This window comes from Sphaerimonospora cavernae, from assembly GCF_042435035.1.
Taxonomy (GTDB): domain Bacteria; phylum Actinomycetota; class Actinomycetes; order Streptosporangiales; family Streptosporangiaceae; genus Sphaerimonospora; species Sphaerimonospora cavernae.
The window spans coordinates 604,024-624,659 of record NZ_JBHMQT010000003.1; the positions used below are offsets into that span (position 1 = coordinate 604,024).

General features: G+C 69.1%; 17 protein-coding genes and 3 pseudogenes. 8 read left to right on the forward strand and 12 right to left on the reverse strand.

The window, feature by feature from the left end; translation table 11 throughout:
• Positions 1-198: 198 nt before the first annotated feature.
• The 5 genes and pseudogenes from recX to ACFHYQ_RS03325 form a co-directional block, all read right to left on the reverse strand.
• The gene (recX, locus tag ACFHYQ_RS03305) at positions 199-768 is read right to left on the reverse strand and encodes a recombination regulator RecX (protein ID WP_394299528.1); all 570 of its coding nucleotides are present in this window, start codon (positions 766-768) and stop codon (positions 199-201) included.
• A gap of 8 nt (positions 769-776) precedes the next feature.
• Positions 777-1,298 (reverse strand): annotated as a pseudogene (locus tag ACFHYQ_RS03310) (recombinase RecA family protein); the annotation flags it as partial.
• A 228-nt stretch (positions 1,299-1,526) separates the two neighbouring features.
• Positions 1,527-2,396: pseudogene (locus ACFHYQ_RS03315) on the reverse strand (LAGLIDADG endonuclease); the annotation flags it as partial.
• Positions 2,388-2,999: pseudogene (gene recA, locus ACFHYQ_RS03320) on the reverse strand (recombinase RecA); the annotation flags it as partial. The pseudogenes recA and ACFHYQ_RS03315, both read right to left, overlap by 9 nt.
• 273 nt (positions 3,000-3,272) lie before the next feature.
• Positions 3,273-3,704, reverse strand: coding sequence for a DUF6069 family protein (locus tag ACFHYQ_RS03325; RefSeq protein ID WP_394299529.1), 432 nt, complete (start codon positions 3,702-3,704; stop codon positions 3,273-3,275).
• A 165-nt stretch (positions 3,705-3,869) separates the two neighbouring features.
• Between ACFHYQ_RS03325 and ACFHYQ_RS03330 the strand changes: the two genes are divergently transcribed.
• The 3 genes from ACFHYQ_RS03330 to ACFHYQ_RS03340 all read left to right on the forward strand — a co-directional run bounded on the left by ACFHYQ_RS03330 (position 3,870) and on the right by ACFHYQ_RS03340 (position 6,085).
• A complete protein-coding gene (locus ACFHYQ_RS03330) occupies positions 3,870-5,051 on the forward strand; it encodes a sensor histidine kinase (RefSeq protein ID WP_394299530.1) in 1,182 nt (393 codons plus the stop codon).
• Positions 5,039-5,701 (forward strand): response regulator, encoded by a 663-nt coding sequence (locus ACFHYQ_RS03335; protein ID WP_394299531.1) that lies wholly within the window; start codon positions 5,039-5,041, stop codon positions 5,699-5,701. Before ACFHYQ_RS03330 ends, ACFHYQ_RS03335 begins: the two co-directional genes overlap by 13 nt.
• Before the next feature lie 108 nt (positions 5,702-5,809).
• Complete coding sequence (locus tag ACFHYQ_RS03340) at positions 5,810-6,085, forward strand: hypothetical protein (RefSeq protein ID WP_204011771.1); 276 nt, start codon at positions 5,810-5,812, stop codon at positions 6,083-6,085.
• A gap of 96 nt (positions 6,086-6,181) precedes the next feature.
• On the opposite strand, the gene ACFHYQ_RS03345 is transcribed toward ACFHYQ_RS03340, so the two are convergent.
• The 5 genes from ACFHYQ_RS03345 to ACFHYQ_RS03365 form a co-directional block, all read right to left on the reverse strand.
• Positions 6,182-7,267 carry an ABC transporter permease gene (locus ACFHYQ_RS03345; protein ID WP_394299532.1) on the reverse strand — a complete coding sequence of 362 codons (1,086 nt, stop codon included), beginning with the start codon at positions 7,265-7,267 and terminating at the stop codon, positions 6,182-6,184.
• On the reverse strand, positions 7,264-8,142 hold the full coding sequence (locus ACFHYQ_RS03350; protein ID WP_394299533.1) for an ABC transporter ATP-binding protein: 879 nt from the start codon (positions 8,140-8,142) through the stop codon (positions 7,264-7,266). The genes ACFHYQ_RS03345 and ACFHYQ_RS03350 overlap by 4 nt, the downstream gene beginning before the upstream one ends.
• Complete coding sequence (locus tag ACFHYQ_RS03355) at positions 8,135-8,443, reverse strand: winged helix-turn-helix domain-containing protein (RefSeq protein ID WP_204011910.1); 309 nt, start codon at positions 8,441-8,443, stop codon at positions 8,135-8,137. Before ACFHYQ_RS03355 ends, ACFHYQ_RS03350 begins: the two co-directional genes overlap by 8 nt.
• On the reverse strand, positions 8,440-8,880 hold the full coding sequence (locus tag ACFHYQ_RS03360; protein WP_394299534.1) for a hypothetical protein: 441 nt from the start codon (positions 8,878-8,880) through the stop codon (positions 8,440-8,442). The genes ACFHYQ_RS03355 and ACFHYQ_RS03360 overlap by 4 nt, the downstream gene beginning before the upstream one ends.
• Positions 8,881-8,979: 99 nt before the next feature.
• Positions 8,980-9,174, reverse strand: a complete 195-nt coding sequence (locus tag ACFHYQ_RS03365) for a DUF3046 domain-containing protein (RefSeq protein ID WP_394299535.1) — start codon at positions 9,172-9,174, stop codon at positions 8,980-8,982.
• 104 nt (positions 9,175-9,278) lie between these two features.
• Here ACFHYQ_RS03365 and ACFHYQ_RS03370 point away from each other — a divergent pair, with 104 nt between their 5' ends.
• Entirely contained in the window at positions 9,279-14,117 is a 4,839-nt protein-coding gene (locus ACFHYQ_RS03370; RefSeq protein WP_394299536.1) for an Lhr family helicase, read from the forward strand.
• A 43-nt stretch (positions 14,118-14,160) separates the two neighbouring features.
• Here ACFHYQ_RS03370 and ACFHYQ_RS03375 read toward each other — a convergent pair whose 3' ends face one another.
• Together ACFHYQ_RS03375 and ACFHYQ_RS03380 are read right to left on the reverse strand one after the other, a co-directional pair.
• Complete coding sequence (locus tag ACFHYQ_RS03375) at positions 14,161-14,406, reverse strand: hypothetical protein (RefSeq protein ID WP_204011795.1); 246 nt, start codon at positions 14,404-14,406, stop codon at positions 14,161-14,163.
• A 15-nt stretch (positions 14,407-14,421) separates the two neighbouring features.
• Complete coding sequence (locus ACFHYQ_RS03380; protein ID WP_394299537.1) at positions 14,422-15,597, reverse strand: ROK family transcriptional regulator; 1,176 nt, start codon at positions 15,595-15,597, stop codon at positions 14,422-14,424.
• A 214-nt stretch (positions 15,598-15,811) separates the two neighbouring features.
• Between ACFHYQ_RS03380 and ACFHYQ_RS03385 the strand changes: the two genes are divergently transcribed.
• The 4 genes from ACFHYQ_RS03385 to ACFHYQ_RS03400 all read left to right on the forward strand — a co-directional run bounded on the left by ACFHYQ_RS03385 (position 15,812) and on the right by ACFHYQ_RS03400 (position 20,588).
• Positions 15,812-17,164, forward strand: a complete 1,353-nt coding sequence (locus ACFHYQ_RS03385; RefSeq protein ID WP_394299538.1) for a sugar ABC transporter substrate-binding protein — start codon at positions 15,812-15,814, stop codon at positions 17,162-17,164.
• A 5-nt stretch (positions 17,165-17,169) separates the two neighbouring features.
• Positions 17,170-18,180 carry a carbohydrate ABC transporter permease gene (locus ACFHYQ_RS03390; RefSeq protein WP_394299539.1) on the forward strand — a complete coding sequence of 337 codons (1,011 nt, stop codon included), beginning with the start codon at positions 17,170-17,172 and terminating at the stop codon, positions 18,178-18,180.
• Positions 18,177-19,028, forward strand: a complete 852-nt coding sequence (locus ACFHYQ_RS03395; protein ID WP_394299540.1) for a carbohydrate ABC transporter permease — start codon at positions 18,177-18,179, stop codon at positions 19,026-19,028. Before ACFHYQ_RS03390 ends, ACFHYQ_RS03395 begins: the two co-directional genes overlap by 4 nt.
• A gap of 105 nt (positions 19,029-19,133) precedes the next feature.
• Entirely contained in the window at positions 19,134-20,588 is a 1,455-nt protein-coding gene (locus ACFHYQ_RS03400; RefSeq protein ID WP_394299541.1) for a glycoside hydrolase family 3 protein, read from the forward strand.
• Positions 20,589-20,636: the final 48 nt, after the last annotated feature.

The following is a 20,636-nucleotide window of genomic DNA, read 5'->3' on the forward strand; positions in this document are numbered from 1 at the left end:
GGACATCCTGGAGGACGCCCGACATGGCCCGGAGGCCGGTCAATATCTATCGCCCGTCGTTCACCGTTATGGAAATCCGCGCTGCGCGGAGTGTTACTCCTCACTGCGGTCGAGATTAAGCGTCAGAGAGGTAACGAGCAAGCAAAGACTGTCAGGATCTCCTCAGGTCGGACCGGCGGTCCGGCTGCTCGGGCACTCTCAGCCAATCTCCTCGGGGAGATCGTCCACGTCGCAACCCTCGGTTTCCAGTGCCTCCCGAACGACCCGGAACGCCAGGCCTGGCGAGTAGCCCTTGCGGGCCAGCATCCCCACCAGCCTCCGGGTCCGCGCCCTCGGATCGGCACCGCGCGTGGCGGCCAGTCTGCGTGCGACCAACATCCGCGCGGTCTCGACCTCCTGCTCCGGATCGAGTTGTTCCACCGCGTCCTGGACCGTCTCCTCATCCACGCCGCGATGCCGCAACTCCTGGGCGAGCGCCCGCCGGGCCAGGCCACGGCCGTGGTGCCGCGAACTCACCCAGGCCGCGGCGAACGCCTCGTCGTCGATCAGCCCGACCTCGGAGAACCGCTCAAGCACGGCCCGAGCCGCCTCCTCGGGGACCCCCCGCCTGCTCAGGGCGTCCGCGAGCTGAGCCCGGGTCTTCGGCGCCATCGTCAGCAGCCGCAGGCAGATCGCCCTCGCCACCGCCTCCGGATCGGCATCGGGCTCCCTGGGGTCCCCGTCCGGTCCCCGGCCCTCACGCCGGCCGGGGAACTCGTCGCGTCTCATCCTGGAGATCAGACGTCACCCGGCTTGGGCGTGCTGGCCTTGCTGCCCCGCCCGGACGCGGAAGCGGCCCGCCCGGATGAGGGAGCGGCCGGAGCGGCGGGAGCCGCCGGAGCCGCCTCGCCGGGGGTGTCGAGGCGCGGCCCGATGCCGAGCTTCTCTTTGATCTTCTTCTCGATCTCGTTGGCGATGTCGGGGTTGTTCTTCAGGAAGTTGCGGGCGTTCTCCTTGCCCTGCCCGAGCTGGTCGCCCTCGTACGTGTACCAGGCGCCGGCCTTCCGCACGAACCCGTGCTCGACCCCCATATCAATCAGGCCGCCCTCACGGGAAATGCCCTGACCGTAAAGAATATCAAAATCCGCTTGGCGGAATGGCGGCGAAACCTTGTTCTTCACGACCTTCACCCGGGTCCGGTTGCCGACCGGCTCGGTGCCGTCCTTCAGCGTCTCGATCCGCCGCACGTCCAACCGCACCGACGCATAGAACTTCAGCGCCTTTCCGCCCGTTGTCGTCTCCGGACTGTTGTGCACGATGATCCCGTCCGCGAGGTAGTTGTGCGAGCCTTCCACCTCGATATCGAAGCGGTCCATGTTGTCGAAGACCGCAGGCTCGATCTTGAGCACCCGTGCGGGCATCGGGTGAAGAGTCGGCTCCACGAACTCCGGCTCCACCCTGAACTTGCCCCGGAATTCCGGCAACAGCTTGTAGTCCATCGAGGGGTGGACGTATGGGGCGACGATCTCCTGGAACAGCTTCGAGCCCATCGTGGAGAAATGCAAGAAGCTGATCTTTCTTGCACCCCGCTGCACGAGCTTTACGTCCAGCTCATAGGTGTCCCGCAGGAAGTCCATCATCCGCTGACGAGAACCGGGGCTCATCGCCTCGACGCAGATCTCGATCCTGCCGCTTCCCCCCTGAGTGCGCCGCTGCAGACCCTTGGAGCGCAGCGTGAACGTGCCGTCGTCCATGTACCAGATCGCGAGCGAGAGCGGGGTGAGCGCCTTGATGTAGTCGAACGCGAAATGCTTCTTGCCGTCGCCGAAATAAACGGCCTGACGAAGCTCGGACAGTTCGGCGAGCGGTGTGAAGTCGGCGAAGACGGCGCCCTTGGCGTTGGTCGTCCGGCAATGCGGGATGTTCTCCAGCATCGAGACCTTCCAGTCCAGGTAGGCCGCCTGCTTGGCGCCGTGCCCCATACGCAGTCGGGCGCTCGCTTGCTCCGGATTCACAGGTGCGGACAGGTTGCCGTCACCCATCAGAGTGCCCAGGATGATCTGCCACTGCTTGAGACTGAGCAGGTGTGGCTGGGCGAGCATGACTCGATCACCCACGGCGATCTCCCCGGCCTCCCGCCAGCCTCCGGGCGTCCGGATCAGGTGATTCGCCGTCATCGCCATGGTGGCGCGCCCGTTTCCTGAGCCTCCGCCCGCCCGCTCGACGGTGAACTTGAGGAACTGCTCGGTCTTGCCGTTGTTGAACCAGTTGACGACCCTCTTCGGAACGATTTCTCCGATCTCCGGGTCATAAGAAAGAACTTCGACCGGCATCCGCTCGCTGACAATCTTGCCGATTTTCTCGCGAGTTCCGTCCGCTAGCGTCACCTTTGTGTCAAAAGATCCACATCCGAACATGACGCCTATTTTTTCCCGCAATTGGTTGATAAAGATGGCGGTTGTCCGGGTTTGGTTGAGTGCGCCGGCGATTTTGCGGAGGGCCTGCGACATGAGGCGGGCCTGGAGGCCGACGTGGCTGTCGCCCATCTCGCCCTCGATCTCGGCCTTCGGTACAAGTGCCGCCACCGAGTCGATGACGATGATGTCGACAGCGCCGGAGCGGATCAGCATGTCCGCGATCTCCAGGGCCTGCTCACCGGTGTCGGGCTGGGAGACGAGCAGCGCGTCGACGTCGACGCCCAACTTCTTCGCGTACTCCGGGTCGAGGGCGTGCTCGGCGTCGATGAATGCGGCGATCCCCCCACCCTTCTGGGCGTTGGCCACCGCGTGCAGCGCGACGGTCGTCTTACCGGACGACTCGGGTCCGTACACCTCCACGATCCGGCCTCGGGGGAAGCCGCCGATGCCGAGGGCGACGTCGAGGGAGATCGAGCCGGTCGGGATGACCTCGATCGGGGGGCGCGTGTCATCGCCGAGGCGCATGACGGAGCCCTTGCCGAACTGCCGCTCGATCTGCGCGAGGGCGGTCTCGAGGGCCTTCTCGCGATCGTTGATTGCCATTACTGCCCCCTGGAGGGTCGTCGTCTGCTCGGTCACCAGAAAACTACGGGGTGCCACCGACATTTTCCGGGGCTTCCCGGGAGCCCTCGGGACTCCCATCGGCTCCGCCGCACCCCGGCGGCGACGAGTCAAATATAGCCGAACGGCTGTTCGATCACATGCCATCTCACGTCATCGCTCCGATCCTCCGATGATGGCGTCCGCCGCCTGACCGCCCGGGACGAGCGCACCCACGCGGCGACGGCGTGGCAGGGGGCCGGGTGAGGGCCTGCCTCATCGGCCGCGTGCCGTACGGCCCATGCCGGGGATGAGCACAGCGGCGACGATCAGATGTATGCCGGACAGCGCGACCGTGCTCGCGGTGCCGACGGCGCTGCCGAGCGGCCCGGTCAGCGACAGCAAGAGCACGACGACCGCGATGACCGTCCAGGTCCGGCCAGGCCGTTTCATGACGCGTTCCAGCGATGCGAGCAGTGCCCAGGCCGCCAGTCCGGCGAAGAGACTCGCCCCGGCGACCGCGCCCGGCCCGACAGGCTGAACCGCTCCGCCGAGCCGGACCGTCAGTCCGACCCCCGCCACCGGGCCGGCCAACGCCCAGAGGGCGACGGCCGCTACCGTCGCACCGGCCACGATCAGCACCCGGCGGATCACAGGTCGGCCGACCTGCCCCGATGCGGTGGGGGTGGAAGTGGTTTCGCTGGGCACGCGTTTCCCCTTTCGACGATCTCATCTGGATCACGCATGCCAGCGTCGCCGTCGCGGTACGGCTTCCGCATCGGGCAGGCGGCCGCTGTGATCCCGACCTCGGTACGGCATCGCTCCTACTTTGGTAGGTGCCGCCACCGTGGTGCCCGGATCTAGCCTTGCCTGGTGAGCGGCGAGATCTACTGCGATGCGGAGGCGGGATCCGAGCTTCGGCGTGTCCCAGGAGCCACCATGGTGGCCTGTGTGATCGCCGGGGTGGGGATCCTGGCCGCGCTGACGATCTGGAGGCGGTTGGACGCGCACCCGGCGGAGCCGCTGCTGGGGCTCGACATCACGATCGGGGTGTTGAGCTGTGTTTTGTCACCTGTCGTGCTGTGGCGGCCGGTCGGCGGTGCGCTGGGGCTGACTGTGTTGGCGGCGCTGTCGCCCGTGGCCACCCCTGCGGCCACGATGGGCGCGCTGCAGGTCGCTCGGCGGCGCGGTTTTCCGGTCGCGGCCGCCGTCGCCACGGCCGGGATCGCCGCGCACGCGGTGCAGGGTGCGTGGCAGCCCAACGGCGGAATCTCCTTCGGCTGGTGGCTGGTCCTGATCACGATCGCGTACGGCGCTCTGGTCGGCTGGGGTGCGCTGGCTCAGTCCCGTCGCGCGGTCATCACCTCGTTGCGCGAGCGTGCCCGCCGCGCCGAGGCCGAGCAGGGCCGGCGGGTGGCCGAGGCGCGGATGCTTGAGCGCGATCGCATCGCCAGGGAGATGCACGACGTGCTGGCCCACCGGCTGTCGCTGCTGGCCACCTACGCGGGCGCGTTGGAATACCGTCCGGACTCCCCGCCCGAGCAGCTCTCACGTGCCGCGGGCGTGATCCGTACTGGAGTGCACCAGGCACTCGGCGAACTCCGCGAGGTGATCAACCTGCTGCGCGACGAGGACCACGACTCGGGCGAGCGGCCGCAACCCGGCCTGGCCGATCTCCCCAGGCTCATCGAGGAGTCTCGCGACGCCGGGGAGCAGGTGCTGTTGAGTGACAAGGTGACGGATCCGGCGACGTTGCCCGCCGCTGCCGCTCGGACCGCCTACCGGGTCGTACAGGAGGGGCTGACCAACGCCAGGAAGCACGCCGCAGGCCGACCGGTCCAGGTGGTGTTGGAGGGCCGGCCCGGTGACCGGCTGACGATCGACATGCGCAACCCGCTGCGGGGAGTTGAGATCGCCCTGCCGATCACGCCCGGCACCGGCACCGGCCTGGTCGGGCTGACCGAGCGGGTGCGCCTCGCCGGCGGAAGGCTCGACCACGAGGTGACCGCCGGCGACGAGTTCCACTTGCGGGCCTGGCTACCATGGCCGGCGTGAGCCGTCCCCTCAGGGTGCTCCTCGTGGACGATGACGCCCTCGTTCGCGCCGGGCTGTCCATGATGCTCGACGGGATCCACGGCATCTGTGTGGTGGGTGAGGCAGCCGACGGCGACGAGGTGCCGGCTGCCGCCGATGCCCACGCCCCGGATGTCGTGCTCATGGATCTGCGGATGCCGCGTGTCGACGGCATCACCGCCACCCGCGGGCTGCGGCGCCGGCCTCACCCGCCCGAGGTCATCGTGCTCACCACGTTCGACACCGACGAGAACATCCTGTACGCGCTGCGCGCCGGCGCCGGCGGCTTCCTTCTGAAGGACACCCCACCCGCGCAGATCGTCGACGCGGTCCGTCGCGTCGCCGCGGGAGACCCGATCCTGTCGCCCCGGATCACCCGTAGGCTGATGGACCGCGCGGTCATCCAGGCAGGGGCGTACGAGCGGGCTCGCGCCGCCCTGGCCGTCCTCAGCCCTCGCGAGAACGACGTGGTTCTCGCCGTGGCGCGGGGCCGGACCAATGCCGAGATCGCCGCTGAGCTGTACATGAGCGTGACCACGGTCAAGGCGCACGTCTCCAACATCCTGAGCAAGCTCGGCCTCGACAACCGGACCCAGATCGCGCTCCTCGCGCACGACGCGGGGCTGGCCTGACCCGAACCTCTCCGTTAGATGTCCGGGCCTTACCCCGGCATGGTTGTCAGCTGACTGACCTGCGGCAATGCTTGTAGGAAAGTCGGATCCCCGGAGAAGGCGGCGACGGTGACGAGCACCAGTGAGTACGGCTGGCGGCGCCGTTCCCTCCTGGAAACCCTCGCCGGGCAGCTTCCGGAGCGGGGGCTCGCCAGCCGGATGATCGGCGGGGAGGAGCCGGTGCTGTGGATCTGGCACCCGCGCACCAGGAAGCAGACGATCGTCTTCGCCTCCCCTGCCAAGGAGGGCTGGGTGTTCCTGTGGTCCCCCGACGGACAGGAGAACGCCGATGAGCCCGGCCTGGCGGCCGACAGGATCAGGAAGCTGCTGTCCCAACCCGTCTGAGCGTTGCCCGTCTCTCCATTCCCCAAGGCGCGAAGGCCGCCCCGATCTCAAGGTCGGGGCGGCCTTCGGCGACCGGGGCCTGTGCGCAGGCGCTGTCTATCGGATGACCTCGCCGAGCTTGACGCGAGCGCCGGTACGGAGCACGGCCCGCTCGTAGACGCGGGCGCCGGCGAGCAGCACGACCACGACCGCCGCGATCATCAGTGCCGCGGCGAGGACGATCTCCCCGAGCGGCACCTCCGCCGCCGCGGTGCGCACCGGCATGACCATCGAGGAGAACGGCGGGATCAGTGACAGGATCCTGGCCGGCGTTCCGGTCGGCTCGGCGGCCGCCAGGTACGACACCAGATAGGTCAGCGTCATCAGCATCGTCATCGGCGTCAGCACACCGTTGAGCTCCTCCTGTCTGGAGACCAGCGAGCCGAATGCGGCGGCGAGCGTCGAGAAGAAGGCGTAGCCCAGGATGAACCACACCACCGCGCTGATCACGATCCCGGCCATTCCCGGCGGGAGATCCGTGGCGAGCCCGCTGGCGACGGCCGCACCGAGGCCGACCGCGATGACGACGCCGAGGTTGATCAGACCGAGCACGCCCAGGCCGACGATCTTGCCGCCCAGGAGCTGCCAGGGCCGCACGGAGGTGAGCAGGATCTCGACGATCCGGCTGCCCTTCTCCTCGACCACGCCCATCGCCACGAACATCGCGGAGTAGATGAGCAGGAAGAACAGCATCATCATCAACAGCATGGCGAGACCGGCTCGCACTCCCTCGTAGGCGGCGTCGGCCCCGACGGACACGACACGCAGCGGAGTGATCGTGAGACCGGCCTGCTTGATCTGGGCGTCGCGGTGGGCGCTCTGCAGGATGAGGCCGAGCCGGTCGTTGATCTCGCCGTCGGCCAGCACGGTCTGATCGTCGATCAGGGCGGCGTCGACGTCCCCGTCGATCACTGCCTTTCGCGCGGCCGCCTCATCGGCGTACGTCACGAACTTCACCTGCTCGACGGCGGCCGGAGCCGTACCGACGACGCCCACGTCGTAGGTGTCGTTCCCGCCGAACAGCTTCGGGATGAACGCGAACGCGCCCACCAGCACAGCGGTGATCATCAGGCTGACGATGAAACCCTTCGTCCTGATGCGCGTGCGGATCTCCCGCTGCGCCACCAGCCACAGCCCGTTCATGCGACCGCCTCTCGGAAGATCTCCACGAGTGTCGGCTCCTGCCGACCGAAGTGCTCGACGTGTCCCGCCTGTACGGCACGGCGGAGGATGGTCTGGTCGTCGCCGTCGGCGCTGAGCAGCACCTGCCGGTCGCCGTCCACGGTGACCTCGCCGGGAAGCCCCTCGGCCCAGCCCGGTGCGGCGCCCCGGACGACGACCTTGAGCAGCCCGCGTCCCTCTCCGGCGCGCAGCTCGGCCACCGAGCCGCAGGCGACCATGCGGCCCGCCGAGATGATGCCGACCGAGTCGCAGAGCCGTTCGACCAGTTCGAGCTGGTGGCTGGAGAAGATGACCGGGACGCCGGATGCCGCCCGGTCCTTCAGCACTTCGGCGAGTGCGTCCACGGCGAGCGGGTCGAGGCCGGAGAACGGCTCATCGAGGATCAGCACCGCCGGATCGTGCACGAGCGCCACCGCGAGCTGAACGCGCTGCTGGTTGCCCAGCGACAGCGCCTCGACCGCGTCGCCGCGCCGCTCGACGAGGCCGAGCCGTTCGAGCAGTTCGGCGGTGGTCCGGCGAGCCGCGGCCGGGGTGCGCCCGTGGAGCCTGCCGAAGTATTCGACCTGCTCGGCGACCTTCATCTTCTGGTAGAGCCCGCGCTCCTCCGGCATGTAGCCGTACGCGCGGCGGTCCTCGTACGTGACGGGGCGGCCCTCGTGACGAACCTCGCCCGAGTCGGCCTCGAGGACGCCCATGATGATCCGCATGGTCGTGGTCTTGCCGGCGCCGTTGGCTCCGACGAAGCCGAACATCTCGCCGGGCCGTACGGCGAAGCTCACCCCGTCGAGGGCGACCTTGTCTCCGTAGCGTTTGCGTAGGTTATCGATTTCAAGCAAGGGGGGTTCCTTCGGTGATCCTGTGGAGTACGTCCATGTAGTTCTTGAACGCGGCCCGTCCGCGGTCGGTCAGCGAGAGCCAGGTGCGCGCCCGCTTCCCGACGAAGGTCTTGTCCACGCGGACGTATCCGGCCTCTTCCAGGGTGAGGATGTGCTTGGAGAGCAAGGAGTCGCTGACCTCGATCGTGTCGCGCAGGAACCGGAAGTCGGCCTTCTCGGCGGCCGCCAGCGCCGCCATGATGGACAGCCGGACCGGCGCGTGGATGATCTCGTCCAGCTCGTGGCGCGGATGTGTGCTCATCGCCTGACCAGCAGCAGCCGCCACGACCCGTAGAGGGGGATCGCTCCGGAGATCACGGCCAGCACGACCAGAATGACAGCCCATCCGACCGGTGTCGGATGCCTGGGGGCGACGAACGCACCGACCACGAATGTGACCAGGCAGGCCAGCACGTAGACGACGGAGACCTGCCTGTTGATCCGCATCAGGCGCTGCTCGTACACCGGAAGGCGGAACCAGTACGCGCATGCCGCGATCGTCAGGATGATCCAGCCCACTCCCGCGATAGCAGGTCCGACGCCCTTCGTGAGGAATTCGACCGGCCAGTAGACCATGGTGGCCACACCGACGATCAGGAACATCCAGCCGGGTCCACGCGAGGAGTCGCGCACCCGGCCGTCGACCCTGCTCACCTCGCGCAGCGCCTGGTCGGGAGAGAGTCCTTCTTCAGCGTTCATGTCCTTCCTCCTCCCTCATCCACTCAAAACGTTAGCAAGCACTCAACTACCGTTCAAGTAGAGGAGCGGCGGTGAAGGAAGCGTGGCGGCAAGGGCAGGTCAGCGGAGCTTCGGATCCACGTCCTCGACCTGGCAGACGGCGTGCCAGACCCGTTTGGCGGAGATCCCCTCGGCGATGGCCTGCTCGACCGTCCGGCCGCCGAGCTCGGCGAGGACGTAGTCCTTCGCCCATGACTCCGCGTACGCCTCTCCGAAGTGGCGGTGCATCCGGCTCCAGAAGTCAGTGAGGCGCATCCCTCAAGTATGGTCCGCCCCGGCGGCCGCCCGTCCCGCTCCGACGGCGATCTTCTCCGTCTCGTGGGGCGATTTCTGTCAGTGGGCGGAGGCATTATGGGCGGGTGAGCGCGCTCGACGGTTTCAGCACGGTGACCAGGCAGTGGTTCACCGGCGCGTTCGCCGCGCCGACGAAGGCCCAGGAGGGCGCCTGGTCGTCGATCTCGCGCGGCGACAACACGCTGGTGGTCGCCCCCACCGGTTCGGGAAAGACCCTGGCCGCCTTCCTGTGGGCGATCGACCGGCTGGCCGCCGAGCAGACGACCGGCACCCTCGAAACCGGCACCGCCGGGACCTCCCGAGTCGAGCGGCTGTGCCGCGTGGTGTACGTCTCGCCGCTGAAGGCGCTCGCCGTCGACGTCGAGCGGAACCTGCGCGCCCCGCTCACCGGGATCAGGCAGACGGCGGCGCGGCTCGGCCGTCCGGTGCCCGAGATATCGGTGGCCATCCGGTCGGGCGACACGAGCGCGGAAGACCGTCGCCGTTTCGCCGCGAAACCGGCCGAGGTCCTGATCACCACACCCGAGTCGCTGTTCCTGATCCTCACCTCGCAGGCGCGGGAGGCGCTGCGCGGGGTGGAGACGGTGATCGTGGACGAGGTTCACGCGGTCGCCGCGACCAAACGCGGCGCCCATCTCGCGCTGACGCTGGAGCGGCTCGACGCCCTGCTGCCCAGGCCTGCTCAGCGCATCGGCCTGTCCGCGACCGTGCGGCCGGTCGCCGAGGTCGCGGCGTTCCTGGGCGGCTCCCGCCCGGCCGCCGTGGTGCAGCCGCCCGCCGAGAAGGTCATCGAGGTCGACGTCATGGTCCCGGTCGAGGACATGACGGAGCTCGCCCCGCCCCCTCCCGGGATGGCCACCCCGGACGAGATCACGGGCATGGTCGGGGAGCCCACCGAACACCGCCGCAGCATCTGGCCGCACGTGGAGGAGCGCCTCCTCGACCTCATCGAGGCCCATCGGTCCACGATCGTCTTCGCCAACTCACGGCGGCTGTCCGAGCGCCTGTGCACGCGGCTCAACGAGCTGGCCTGGGAACGGCGCGGCGGCGCGGTCGATGGTCCGGGGGATGGCCTGGGGTACGGCTCGGGGAGCCCAGCGGTCCCACCGATCTCGCAGGCCGGGCCGGCCGCGATGATGGCGCAGGCGGGGGCGTCGAACGGGGCGGTGCCCGAGGTCGTGCGCGCCCACCACGGATCGGTCTCCAAGGAGGAGCGGTCCCAGATCGAGGAGGCGCTGAAGTCGGGCCGCCTGCCCGCCGTGGTCGCCACCTCCAGTCTGGAGCTGGGCATCGACATGGGCACGGTCGATCTGGTGGCCTGCGTCGAGTCGCCGCCGAGCGTCGCGAGCGGCCTGCAACGCATCGGCCGGGCCGGGCACCAGGTCGGCGCGGTGTCCCGCGGGGTGATCTTCCCCAAATATCGCGGTGATCTCATCCAGACGGCCGTGGTCGCCGAGCGTATGAAGACCGGCCGGATCGAGGAGATCCGCTACCCGCGTAATCCCCTCGACGTGCTTGCCCAGCAGATCGTCGCGATGACCGCGCTCGACGAGTGGACGGTCGACTCGCTGGAGGCCCTGGTCCGGCGGGCCGCGCCGTACGCGACGCTGCCGCGATCGGCGCTGGAGGCGACGCTCGACATGCTGGCGGGGCGTTATCCGAGTGAGGAGTTCGCCGAGTTGCGACCGCGCATCGTGTGGGATCGGGTGACCGGCACACTGCGCGGCCGGCCGGGAGCGCAGCGGCTGGCGGTGACCAACGGCGGCACGATCCCCGATCGCGGCCTGTTCGGCGTGTTCCTCGCCGGGGGCGGCGGCTCCGGCACCTCGGCCAGGCCCTCGACCCGGGTCGGCGAGCTGGACGAGGAGATGGTCTACGAGTCGCGGGTGGGCGACGTGTTCGTGCTCGGCGCGACCTCGTGGCGGATCGAGGACATCACCACGGACCGCGTGCTGGTCTCGCCCGCCCCCGGCCGCCCGGGGAAGCTGCCGTTCTGGCATGGCGACGCTCCCGGACGGCCCGCCGAGCTGGGCCGGGCGATCGGCACGTTTCTTCGCGAACTGTCCACGTCCGAGTCGGCGCACGACCGGGTCAGGGCCGCTGGGCTGGATGAGTTCGCCACCGGCAACCTGCTCGCCTATCTGGCCGAGCAGCGGGCGGCGACCGGCTATGTGCCGGACGACCGGACGCTCGTGGTGGAGCGCTTCCATGACGAGCTGGGCGACTGGCGGGTGGTGATCCACTCGCCGTACGGCGCGCGGGTGCACGCCCCGTGGGCGCTCGCCATCGGGCGGCGGCTGCGCGAGCGGTACGGCGTCGATGTCCAGGCCGTCCACTCCGACGACGGGATCGTCCTGCAGATCTCGGACACGCTGGACGAGGCGCCGACCGATGTCGCAGCCTTCGACGCGGAGGAGATCGAGCAGATCGTCACGGAGGAACTGGGCGGCTCGGCGCTGTTCGCGGCGCGGTTCCGCGAGTGCGCCGGACGGTCGCTGCTGCTGCCGCGCCGCAGCCCGGGCAGGCGGACTCCGCTGTGGCGGCAGCGCCAACGGGCGGCGCACCTGCTCGGCGTCGCGAGCAGGTACGCGAATTTCCCTGTCGTGCTGGAAACGATGCGCGAGTGCCTGCAGGACGTCTTCGACGTACCGGGCCTGGTCGGGCTCATGCGGGACGTGGCGGCCCGGAAAGTGCGGGTCGTCGAAGTGGAGACCGCCCAGCCGTCGCCGTTCGCCGCGTCATTGCTGTTCAACTACGTCGGCGCTTTCATGTACGAGGGCGACGCCCCGTTGGCCGAGCGCCGTGCCCAGGCGCTGGCCCTCGACACGGCGCTGCTGGCCGAGCTGCTCGGTCAGGCCGATCTGCGCGAGCTGCTCGACCCCGATGTCGTCACGGAGGTCGAACGGGAGCTGGCCCGGCTGGACCGGCCGCTCCGGGATGTCGAGGACCTCGCCGACCTGCTGCGTTCCCACGGCCCGCTGTCGGCTGAGGACGTCTCGATCCGTGAGGGAGACCCCGCCTGGCTGGCCGGGTTGGAAGGGGCACGTCGCGCCATCCGCGTGCGCCTGGCGGGCCACGAGCAGTGGGCCGCGGTCGAGGACGCGTGGCGGCTGCGGGACGCGCTCGGCGTGCCGCTCCCGGTGGGCGTGCCGCACGAGTTCCTGGAGCCCCCGAATATGAGCGGCGCCGGCACGGGTGGCACAGGCACGGGTGGCACAGCCTCCGCCGGTTCCGCTGCCCGGGGGTTCGTGCCTCACGGCCCTGACCCGCTGGGTGATCTGGTCGCCCGGCATGCCCGTACGCGAGGGCCGTTCTCGTCCGGGACGGCGGCCGCCCGTTTCGGCGTGGGCGTCGCCGTGGTCGAGGACACCCTGCGCCGCCTGTCCGCGGCCGGCCGGGTGGTCGGTGGCGAGTTCCGGCCGGGTTGCCGGGGTGAGGAGTGGTGCGACGCGGGTGTGCTGCGGCTGCTGCGCCGCAGATCGCTGGCCCGGCTACGCAAAGAGGTCGAGCCGGTCGCGCCCGAGGTGCTGGCCGCTTTCCTCCCCACGTGGCACGCCATCGCGCCGATCTCCTCTGCACCGCAGAGTGCGGCCCACCAGCCGGCGCGCGCCATGGACGACCTGGTCAACGCGATCGAGCGGCTGCAGGGCGCGGCGGTTCCCGCTTCGGCGCTCGAGACCCTGATCCTGCCGGGCCGGGTGGCAGGCTACTCCCCCGCCCTGCTCGACGAGCTGACCTCCTCGGGTGAGGTGATCTGGGCGGGCCAGGGGTCGCTGCCCGGCGGGGACGGCTGGGTGTCGCTGTACTTCGCCGACACCGCTCCGCTGCTGCTCCCCCCGCCGCAGGACATCACGCTGACCCCGCTGCACGAGCGGATCCTCGAGATCCTGGGCGGCGGCGGAGCCCTGCTGTTCCGCGAACTTTCCGGCCGCGTCGCGGGCGCGGCGCCGTGCGGTGAGACCGGCCCGTATGGAAGCAGCGTGCCGGACGACGCGGCGCTGGCGGCGGCGCTGTGGGATCTGGTGTGGTCGGGCCGAGTGACCGGAGACACGCTGGCCCCGCTCCGCTCGGCCCTGGGCACGGGGCGGCCGGCCCACCGGCCCGCGGCTGCCCGGCGCCGGCGGGCTGTGCTGCCCACCAGGAGCGGCCCGCCGACGGTGAGCGGCCGGTGGTGGCCGGTGCCCGATCCGGCTGCCGACGGCACCCGGCGGGCGCAGGCCATGGCCGAGGTGCTGCTCGACCGGCACGGCGTGCTGACCAGGGGCGGCGTCGCCGCCGAGCGGCTTCCCGGCGGTTTCTCCTCGGTCTATCAGGTGCTCCGGGCGTACGAGGAGAGCGGCCGGTGCCGCCGGGGCTACTTCGTCGAGGGCCTCGGGGGCGCGCAGTTCGCTCTCCCGGGGGCGGTCGATCGTATGCGAGCCGCGGCATCGGGTCCGTCCACCGTCCCCTCGTCGATCTCCATGACGGTGCCGGGCGCCGAGCAGTACCCGTCTCCTCCCTGGACAGGCCCGGCGCCGCGCCGCGCGGTGGTCCTGGCCGCCGCGGATCCGGCCAACCCGTACGGCGCGGCCCTGCCATGGCCGGACCGCGGAGGCGACGTGGCCCATCGGCCGGGACGCAAGGCGGGCGCACTGGTGGTGCTCGTGGAGGGGAGGCTGGTCCTCTACGTCGAGCGGGGCGGCAAGACACTGCTTTCCTTCAGCGACGCGGAGCGGCCGGACGACGAACCGGACGACCTCCGGCCGGCGGTGAGCGCGCTGGCGACGGCCGTACGGCAGGGCGCGCTGGGGAAGCTGACCGTGGAACGGGCCGATGGGACCGCCATCGCGGAGTCACCGCTGGCGGCGGCCCTGGAGGCGGCGGGATTCCACCCGACGCCACGCGGCCTGCGCATCCGTGCCTGACGGCCGGAGCAGGGCGCGGTCCGCCTCCCGAAGCCGGCCGGGTTCAGTCTTTCGGGCGGACGAACAGTTCGAGATGAGAGCACCGGGTGCATCGGTAAGCGTCGATGATCCAGCGCACTTTGCCCAGGCGCCTGGCGCCGCCGAACACGCCGCGCTCGAGCGGACCTTCGATCCAGCGGCCATAGCCCTGAGAATGCTCGCCGCCGTCTTCGATGAATCCCGGCTCCAGGTTTGGACCGCCGCACTGGGTGCACTTCACACCAACCAGTATGTCGGCAAATATCTCCACAATCAGGATGTTCCGTCAGACGGTGTCGGAGAAGACCTCCTCGCGTGCCCGGCCGAGCGCGGCGACGATCGCCCCGCTCAGCACCGGGTTGCCCTCGACCTCGGTCACCGCGACGGTCGGACGGCTGGGGCAGATGCGGCCCACCGCCTCCTCGACTCCGGCCGCCAGCGCCTTCCCCCCGGCGCGGCCGATGTCGCCGCTCAGGACCACCAGTCCGGGGTCGAGCACGACGGACACCGCGGCGACGCCGATCGCCAGCCGTCCCGCCAGTTCGTCCAGGAAGCTCTGGTGGCCGGTGGCGAGCGCCGTACGGACCAGGTCCGCGACGCCGGCGTCCGCGCCCAGGTCGGTGTGCAGGCCGTGGGCACGGGCGAGCCCCACCAGCGCGTCCCTCCCGACGAGACGCTGGAAGGACCCGCTCTGCGGGACAGTGACGTCGATCGGCAGCGGCTCACCGGGGACGGGCAGCCAGCCGATCTCGCCCGCGCCGCCGCTGATGCCTCTGTGCAGCCTGCCGCCGAGCATCACCCCGAGACCTTGGCCGACGCCGGCCCACAGGATCGCGAAGTCCTCCAAGCCCCTGGCCGCGCCATGCGTCTGCTCGGCGAGCGCGACGAGGTTGACGTCATTCTCTATGATCACACAGTCGCCCAGGATGTCGCGCAGGCCGGCGAGGACGCCGAGGTGCCAGGCGGGCAGGTCGAAGGAGTAGCGTACCTCTCCGCTTATAGGATCGACCACGCCGCGCGTGCCGATCACCAGGCAGCGCAGCCGGGGCAGCTCGACCTGTGCGGCCGCGCAGGCTCGCGAGACGGCCCCGTGGACCATTCGCACCGGGTCCCCGGCATCGGTCGGATCGACGTTGATCTCCGCGATGACTGTGCCGGTGATGTCGGCGACGCCGACGGTGACGCTGTCGGGCAGCACGTCGATGCCCGCGACGTACGCGCTCGCCGGGTTCACTCCGTAGAGGGCCGCGTTGGGACCGCGGCCACCCGGCCGCTCCCCCGCCGAGGTGACCAGCCCTCTGCTTTCCAATCGTGACAAAAGCTGACCTGACGTCACCTTGGAGAGCCCGGTAAGCTCTCCCAACTCGGCCCTGGTCAGCGGGCCTTTGGAAAGGAGCAGTTCCAGTGCCGCGCGGTCGTTGATCTGCCTGAGCAGCCTTGGTGTTCCCGGTCGTTGAGACACCGGCTGATTCCCCTCTCGTCACGATCCGCTAACGCCAGTTTCTTATAAGAAAGTTTCTTGTTAGTTTAGCGCCAGCCACCCCGGAGGCAACCGATCAAGCCTCGGGACGCCATGAGCGCCGACCGAAAGGAGAGCGCCTCGACCAGGTACGCGGCGTGCCGCCAACCCCGAGAGGCACTCGCCGGACGCGAAGCCGGGAAGGGAGATACCCAACGTGAAGATCGCAAAAATCGCGGCCGTGACCACCACGACCGCTGCTCTGGCTCTTGCCCTCGCCGCCTGCAGCAGCAGCGACGACTCATCTGACTCCTCCTCCTCTTCGTCCGCCGCCCCGTCGGCGGCGGAGAACGGTAAGAAGTTCGAAGGCCAGACCCTCAAGGTCTGGCGGATGGGCTCCCCCGACAGCAACCCCGCTGCCGTGAAGTACATGGAAGACCTGAACGCCAAGTTCAAGGAGCAGACGGGCGCCGACGTCGACCTCCAGTGGATCCCGTGGCCCGACGCACAGAACAAGTGGTCGACCGCGGTGGCCAGCGGCGAGGGGCCCGACGTCACCGAAATGGGTAACGACCAGGTCCCCGGCTGGGTCGAGCAGGACGCGCTGGCCGAGATCACCGACGCGGTGAAGGGCGACGCCGATCTCCAGCAGATCCCGGAGAACCTGCTGGGCTACGAGAGCAGAGAGGGCAAGATCTACGCGGTTCCCTGGGGCGGCGGCTCCCGGGCCGTCCTCTACCGCACGGACTGGTTCAAGGATCTCGGCCTCGAGATCCCCAAGACCTGGGACGAACTCGTCGCCACGGCCAAGACGATCGTGGCCAAGAAGGGCAAGGACGTCGACGGCTTCGCCTTCAACGGCGGTTCGGACGCGAACGCGGTGCTGTCGCCGTTCATCTGGTCGGCCGGTGGCGACTATGCGACGCTCGAAGGCGGCAAGTGGGTCGGCAAACTCACCGAGCCGGGCACCAAGGAGGGCTTCCAGTTCTACACCGACCTGGTCGCCAAGGAGGGCGTCTCCGGCAAGAGCCGCCTGACGCAGAACAGCACGGATATCCGCACGCGGTTCGCCAACAACAAGGTCGGCATGTACGTCACCGCGGGCTGGGACATCGACAGCATCAAGAAGGAGAGCAACGGCAAGGTCGACGAGAAGAAGATGGCCTTCTTCCCGATCCCGACCAAGGACGGCAACGGTGCCGCCCCGACCATGATGGGCGGCAACGACCTCGCGGTCTGGGGAACCACCAAGAACAAGGAACTCGCCGCCGAGTACCTGAAGCTCGCCACGGGCAAGGAGTGGGGCGTCCGGTTCGCCAAGGAGAACGGCCTGATCCCGGTCTACCCGGAGGCGGCTGACGCGTATGCCCAGGAGAACCCGGAGCAGCAGGCGTTCGTGGACGCCTACAAGGTCGCCCACGCCTACCCCGCCACGCCGAACTGGGGTGACGTCAACGAGGTCAAGTCGGTGCTGCAGAACGCCGCCAGAGCGGTGATCGAGGGCAAGAAGAGCGTCGACGACGCCCTCGCCGACGCGAACACCGAAGTCGAGTCCATCCTCAACCAGTAAAGATCATGGCGCATACGTCAACAACCGTTCGGGGCGGAGGTCCTTCCTCCGCCCCGTCGCGGCGCAGACGGGCCTCGCGCGGGTCCGGCCTGCCCCCCCGGCTGATTCCCTACGTTCTCCTCGGCCCCGGCCTCCTGGTCATCGCAGTTCTCCTGCTGTATCCGCTGTACCAGGTAGCCGAGATGTCCTTCTACGACATGAAGCTGAAGAACGTCCGGCCGAACAACCCGGTTCCGCCGGAGTTCGTGGGCCTTGACAACTACACGAAGGTCTTCGACTCCGACCTGTTCTGGCCGTCGCTACGCAACACGATCTTCTTCGCCCTGGCCGCCGTCGTCCTGACGATCGGGGTCGGCACCCTCGTCGGCCTGCTGCTCAACCGGCTCGGCCGCAAGATGTCACTGTTCGTCATCGTCGGTGTCATGGCCGCCTGGGCCACGCCGCCCGTGGCACAGGGGATCATCTGGAGGTGGTTGTTCGACGCTGACGCCGGCGCCGCGAACTGGGTGCTGAACCTGCTGCCCGACTGGCTGTCCAACCTGGTCTTCGGCAAATCCGACTGGAGTGGCCACCCCTGGTTCAACGATGCGTTCTCCATCTTCCTGGTGCTGACCCTGGCGGTGGTGTGGGCGTCGTTCCCGTTCATCTCGGTGTCGATCCTGGCGGGGCTCAAGAGCATCCCCAGTGAGCTGTACGAGGCGGCCAAGATGGACGGCTCGGGGGTGGTCTCGACGTTCCGGAAGATCACGCTCCCGATGCTCAGACCGGTCTACTCGGTCCTGATCGTGCTGTCGATCATCTGGGACTTCAGGGTCTTCACCCAGTTGTACATGCTGGCCGGTGGGACGGTGAACCGCGACGCGTACAACCTCTCGCTGTGGATGTACGCAGAGGCGTTCGGCGGCACCATGAAGATGGGCCTGGGCGCGGCGATCGCGGTAGTGCTGACCGGCATGCTGTTGATCATCACCTTCGTGTACGTCCGGCAGATCGTGAAGACGGAGGACGTCAGATGAGCCCGCTCGCCCGCAAGCGACTCGGGAAGTTCGCGCTCAATGGCGCCGGGATGATCGTGTTCCTCGTCGCGGTCTTCCCCGTCTACTGGATGGTCGGCACGGCCTTCAAGCCGAACGACCAGATCTTCACCACCGATTTCATCCTGTTCCCGAGCCCGCCCACACTCGAGCACGTCGAAGCAGTGTTCACCAACGGCGTGGCCGGGCACTCGATCTGGCGGTTTCTGCTCAACAGCGCGATCGTGGCGGTCGCCACCGTGCTGATCGGCGCGGTGTTCGCCCTGCTGGCGGCCACGGCGGTGTCCAGGTTCCGGTTCCGTTTCCGGGCATCGTTCCTGATCCTGCTGCTGATCGTCCAGATGGTGCCGATGGAGGCGCTGCTGATCCCGTTGTTCCTGATGGCCAGGCGGCTCGGTCTGGCCGACCAGCTTCTCGGTCTGATCGTGATCAACGTCGGCCTGACGCTGCCGTTCTCGATCTGGATGCTGCGCACGTTCGTCGCGGCGGTCCCGAAGGAACTGGAGGAGGCGTCCTGGATCGACGGTGCCAGCCGGTTCACCACGTTCTGGCGGGTGCTGTTCCCGCTGGTCGCCCCCGGCCTGGTGGCCACCAGCATCTTCGCCTTCATCACCACCTGGAACGAGTTCGCCTTCGCGCTGACCCTGATCCAAGATCAGGGCGGATACACCATGCCGGTCGCCCTCAAGTATTTCATGGGACAGAAGATGACCGACTGGGGCGCGATCATGGCCGCCTCGACGCTGATGATGATCCCGGTCCTCATCTTCTTCCTCCTGGTCCAGCGGCGCATGGTCTCCGGCCTCGTCGCGGGCGCTGTCAAGGGATAACCCCACAAGCGCACGGTTACGGCTGCCGCCTCACGAGGGAGGTAGCCGTACCCGACCGTGCCCGCGAGCCGTACCCATCAATTTTTCAGTAAGGAATCGAGACGCATGTCTGACGTGTGCGCGAGCACTGGCGATCGGGGGCTGCGTCGTCTCGCGGCCGGCACGCTGCTTGTCTCCTTCCAGGGACTGCAGGCCCCGGACTGGGTCCTGCGCGGCCTGGAAGGCGGCCTGGGCGGCGTGACCCTCTTCGGCTTCAACGTACGCGACCCCGAGCAGGTCGCGGGCCTCACCGCCCAAATGAGCGGCTCAGGAAACCCCGTGATCTCGCTGGACGAGGAGGGCGGCGACGTCACCCGGCTCGCCTACCACATCGGCAGTCCCTACCCCGGGAACGCCGCGCTCGGAGCCGTCGACGACGTGGAGTTGACCGAGCGGGTCTATCACTCCATCGGCGCCGATCTCGCCCGCTGCGGGGTCAATCTCGACATGGGTCCCGTCGCCGACATCAACACCGCCGACGACAACCCGGTGATCGGCACCAGGTCCTTCGGCTCCTCGTCGGATCTGGTCGCGCGGCACACGGTCGCGGCCGTCCGCGGCCTCCAGTCCCTGGGGGTCGCCGCGTGCGTCAAGCACTTCCCCGGCCACGGCGCGACCACCCAGGACTCGCACCTGGAGATCCCGCTCGTAGCGGCGTCCCGCGAACTGCTGTGGGATCGCGAGCTGATCCCCTTCCGGGCCGCCGTCGAGGCGGGCACCAAGTCGATCATGACTGCGCACGTGTCGGTCCCCGATCTCACCGGCGACCTGCCCGCCACGCTCAGCGGGGAGGCGCTGACCACCCTGCTGCGGCGTGAGATGGGCTACGACGGCGTCGTGATCTCCGATGCCCTCGACATGCACGCCATCACCGAGGGCGTCGGCCTGGTCGGCGGCGCGGTGCTCTCGCTGGCGGCCGGCTCGGACCTGCTGTGCCTGGGGCCGCTGCCCACAGCGGAGGAGATCGAGCGCGTGCTGACCGGGATCGCCGAGGCGGTCGCCGAGGGCCGGCTCGCGGCCGCTCGCCTGGAGGAGGCGGCCGAGCGGGTCGACCGGCTGCGTGAATGGTTCGCCGCGCCCCGCCGGAAGCCCGCGGAGAGCAACGGCATCGGCCTGGAAGCCGCCCGCCGTGCGGTCGCGCTGTCCGGCGCGGTGACACCGCTGACCGATCCGCTCGTGGTCGAGGTGGACACTCCACCGACGATCGCCGTCGGCGACGTCCCGTGGGGAATCGCGCCGTGGCTGCCCAACGCCGAGGTCGTCCGGGTCAAGCCCGAGGACGCCGACGCCGCGGCGCTGCTCGGCCGCTCACACGATCGCTCCTTGGTCATCGTGGTGAAGGACGCCCACCGATACCCGGGTACCAGGACCCTGGTCTCCGCGCTGCTCGCCGGTCGTCCGGATGCCACCGTAATGGAGATGGGCCTGCCCATCTGGCGGCCCGGTGCCGCCACCTACATCGCGACATACGGCGCCGCCCGGGCCAACGCCCAGGCCGCCGTGGAACTCCTGACAAACTGACTCTCCTCCCCCTCCTCAGGGGATGATCTTGCGAATTCTCGCAAGCGG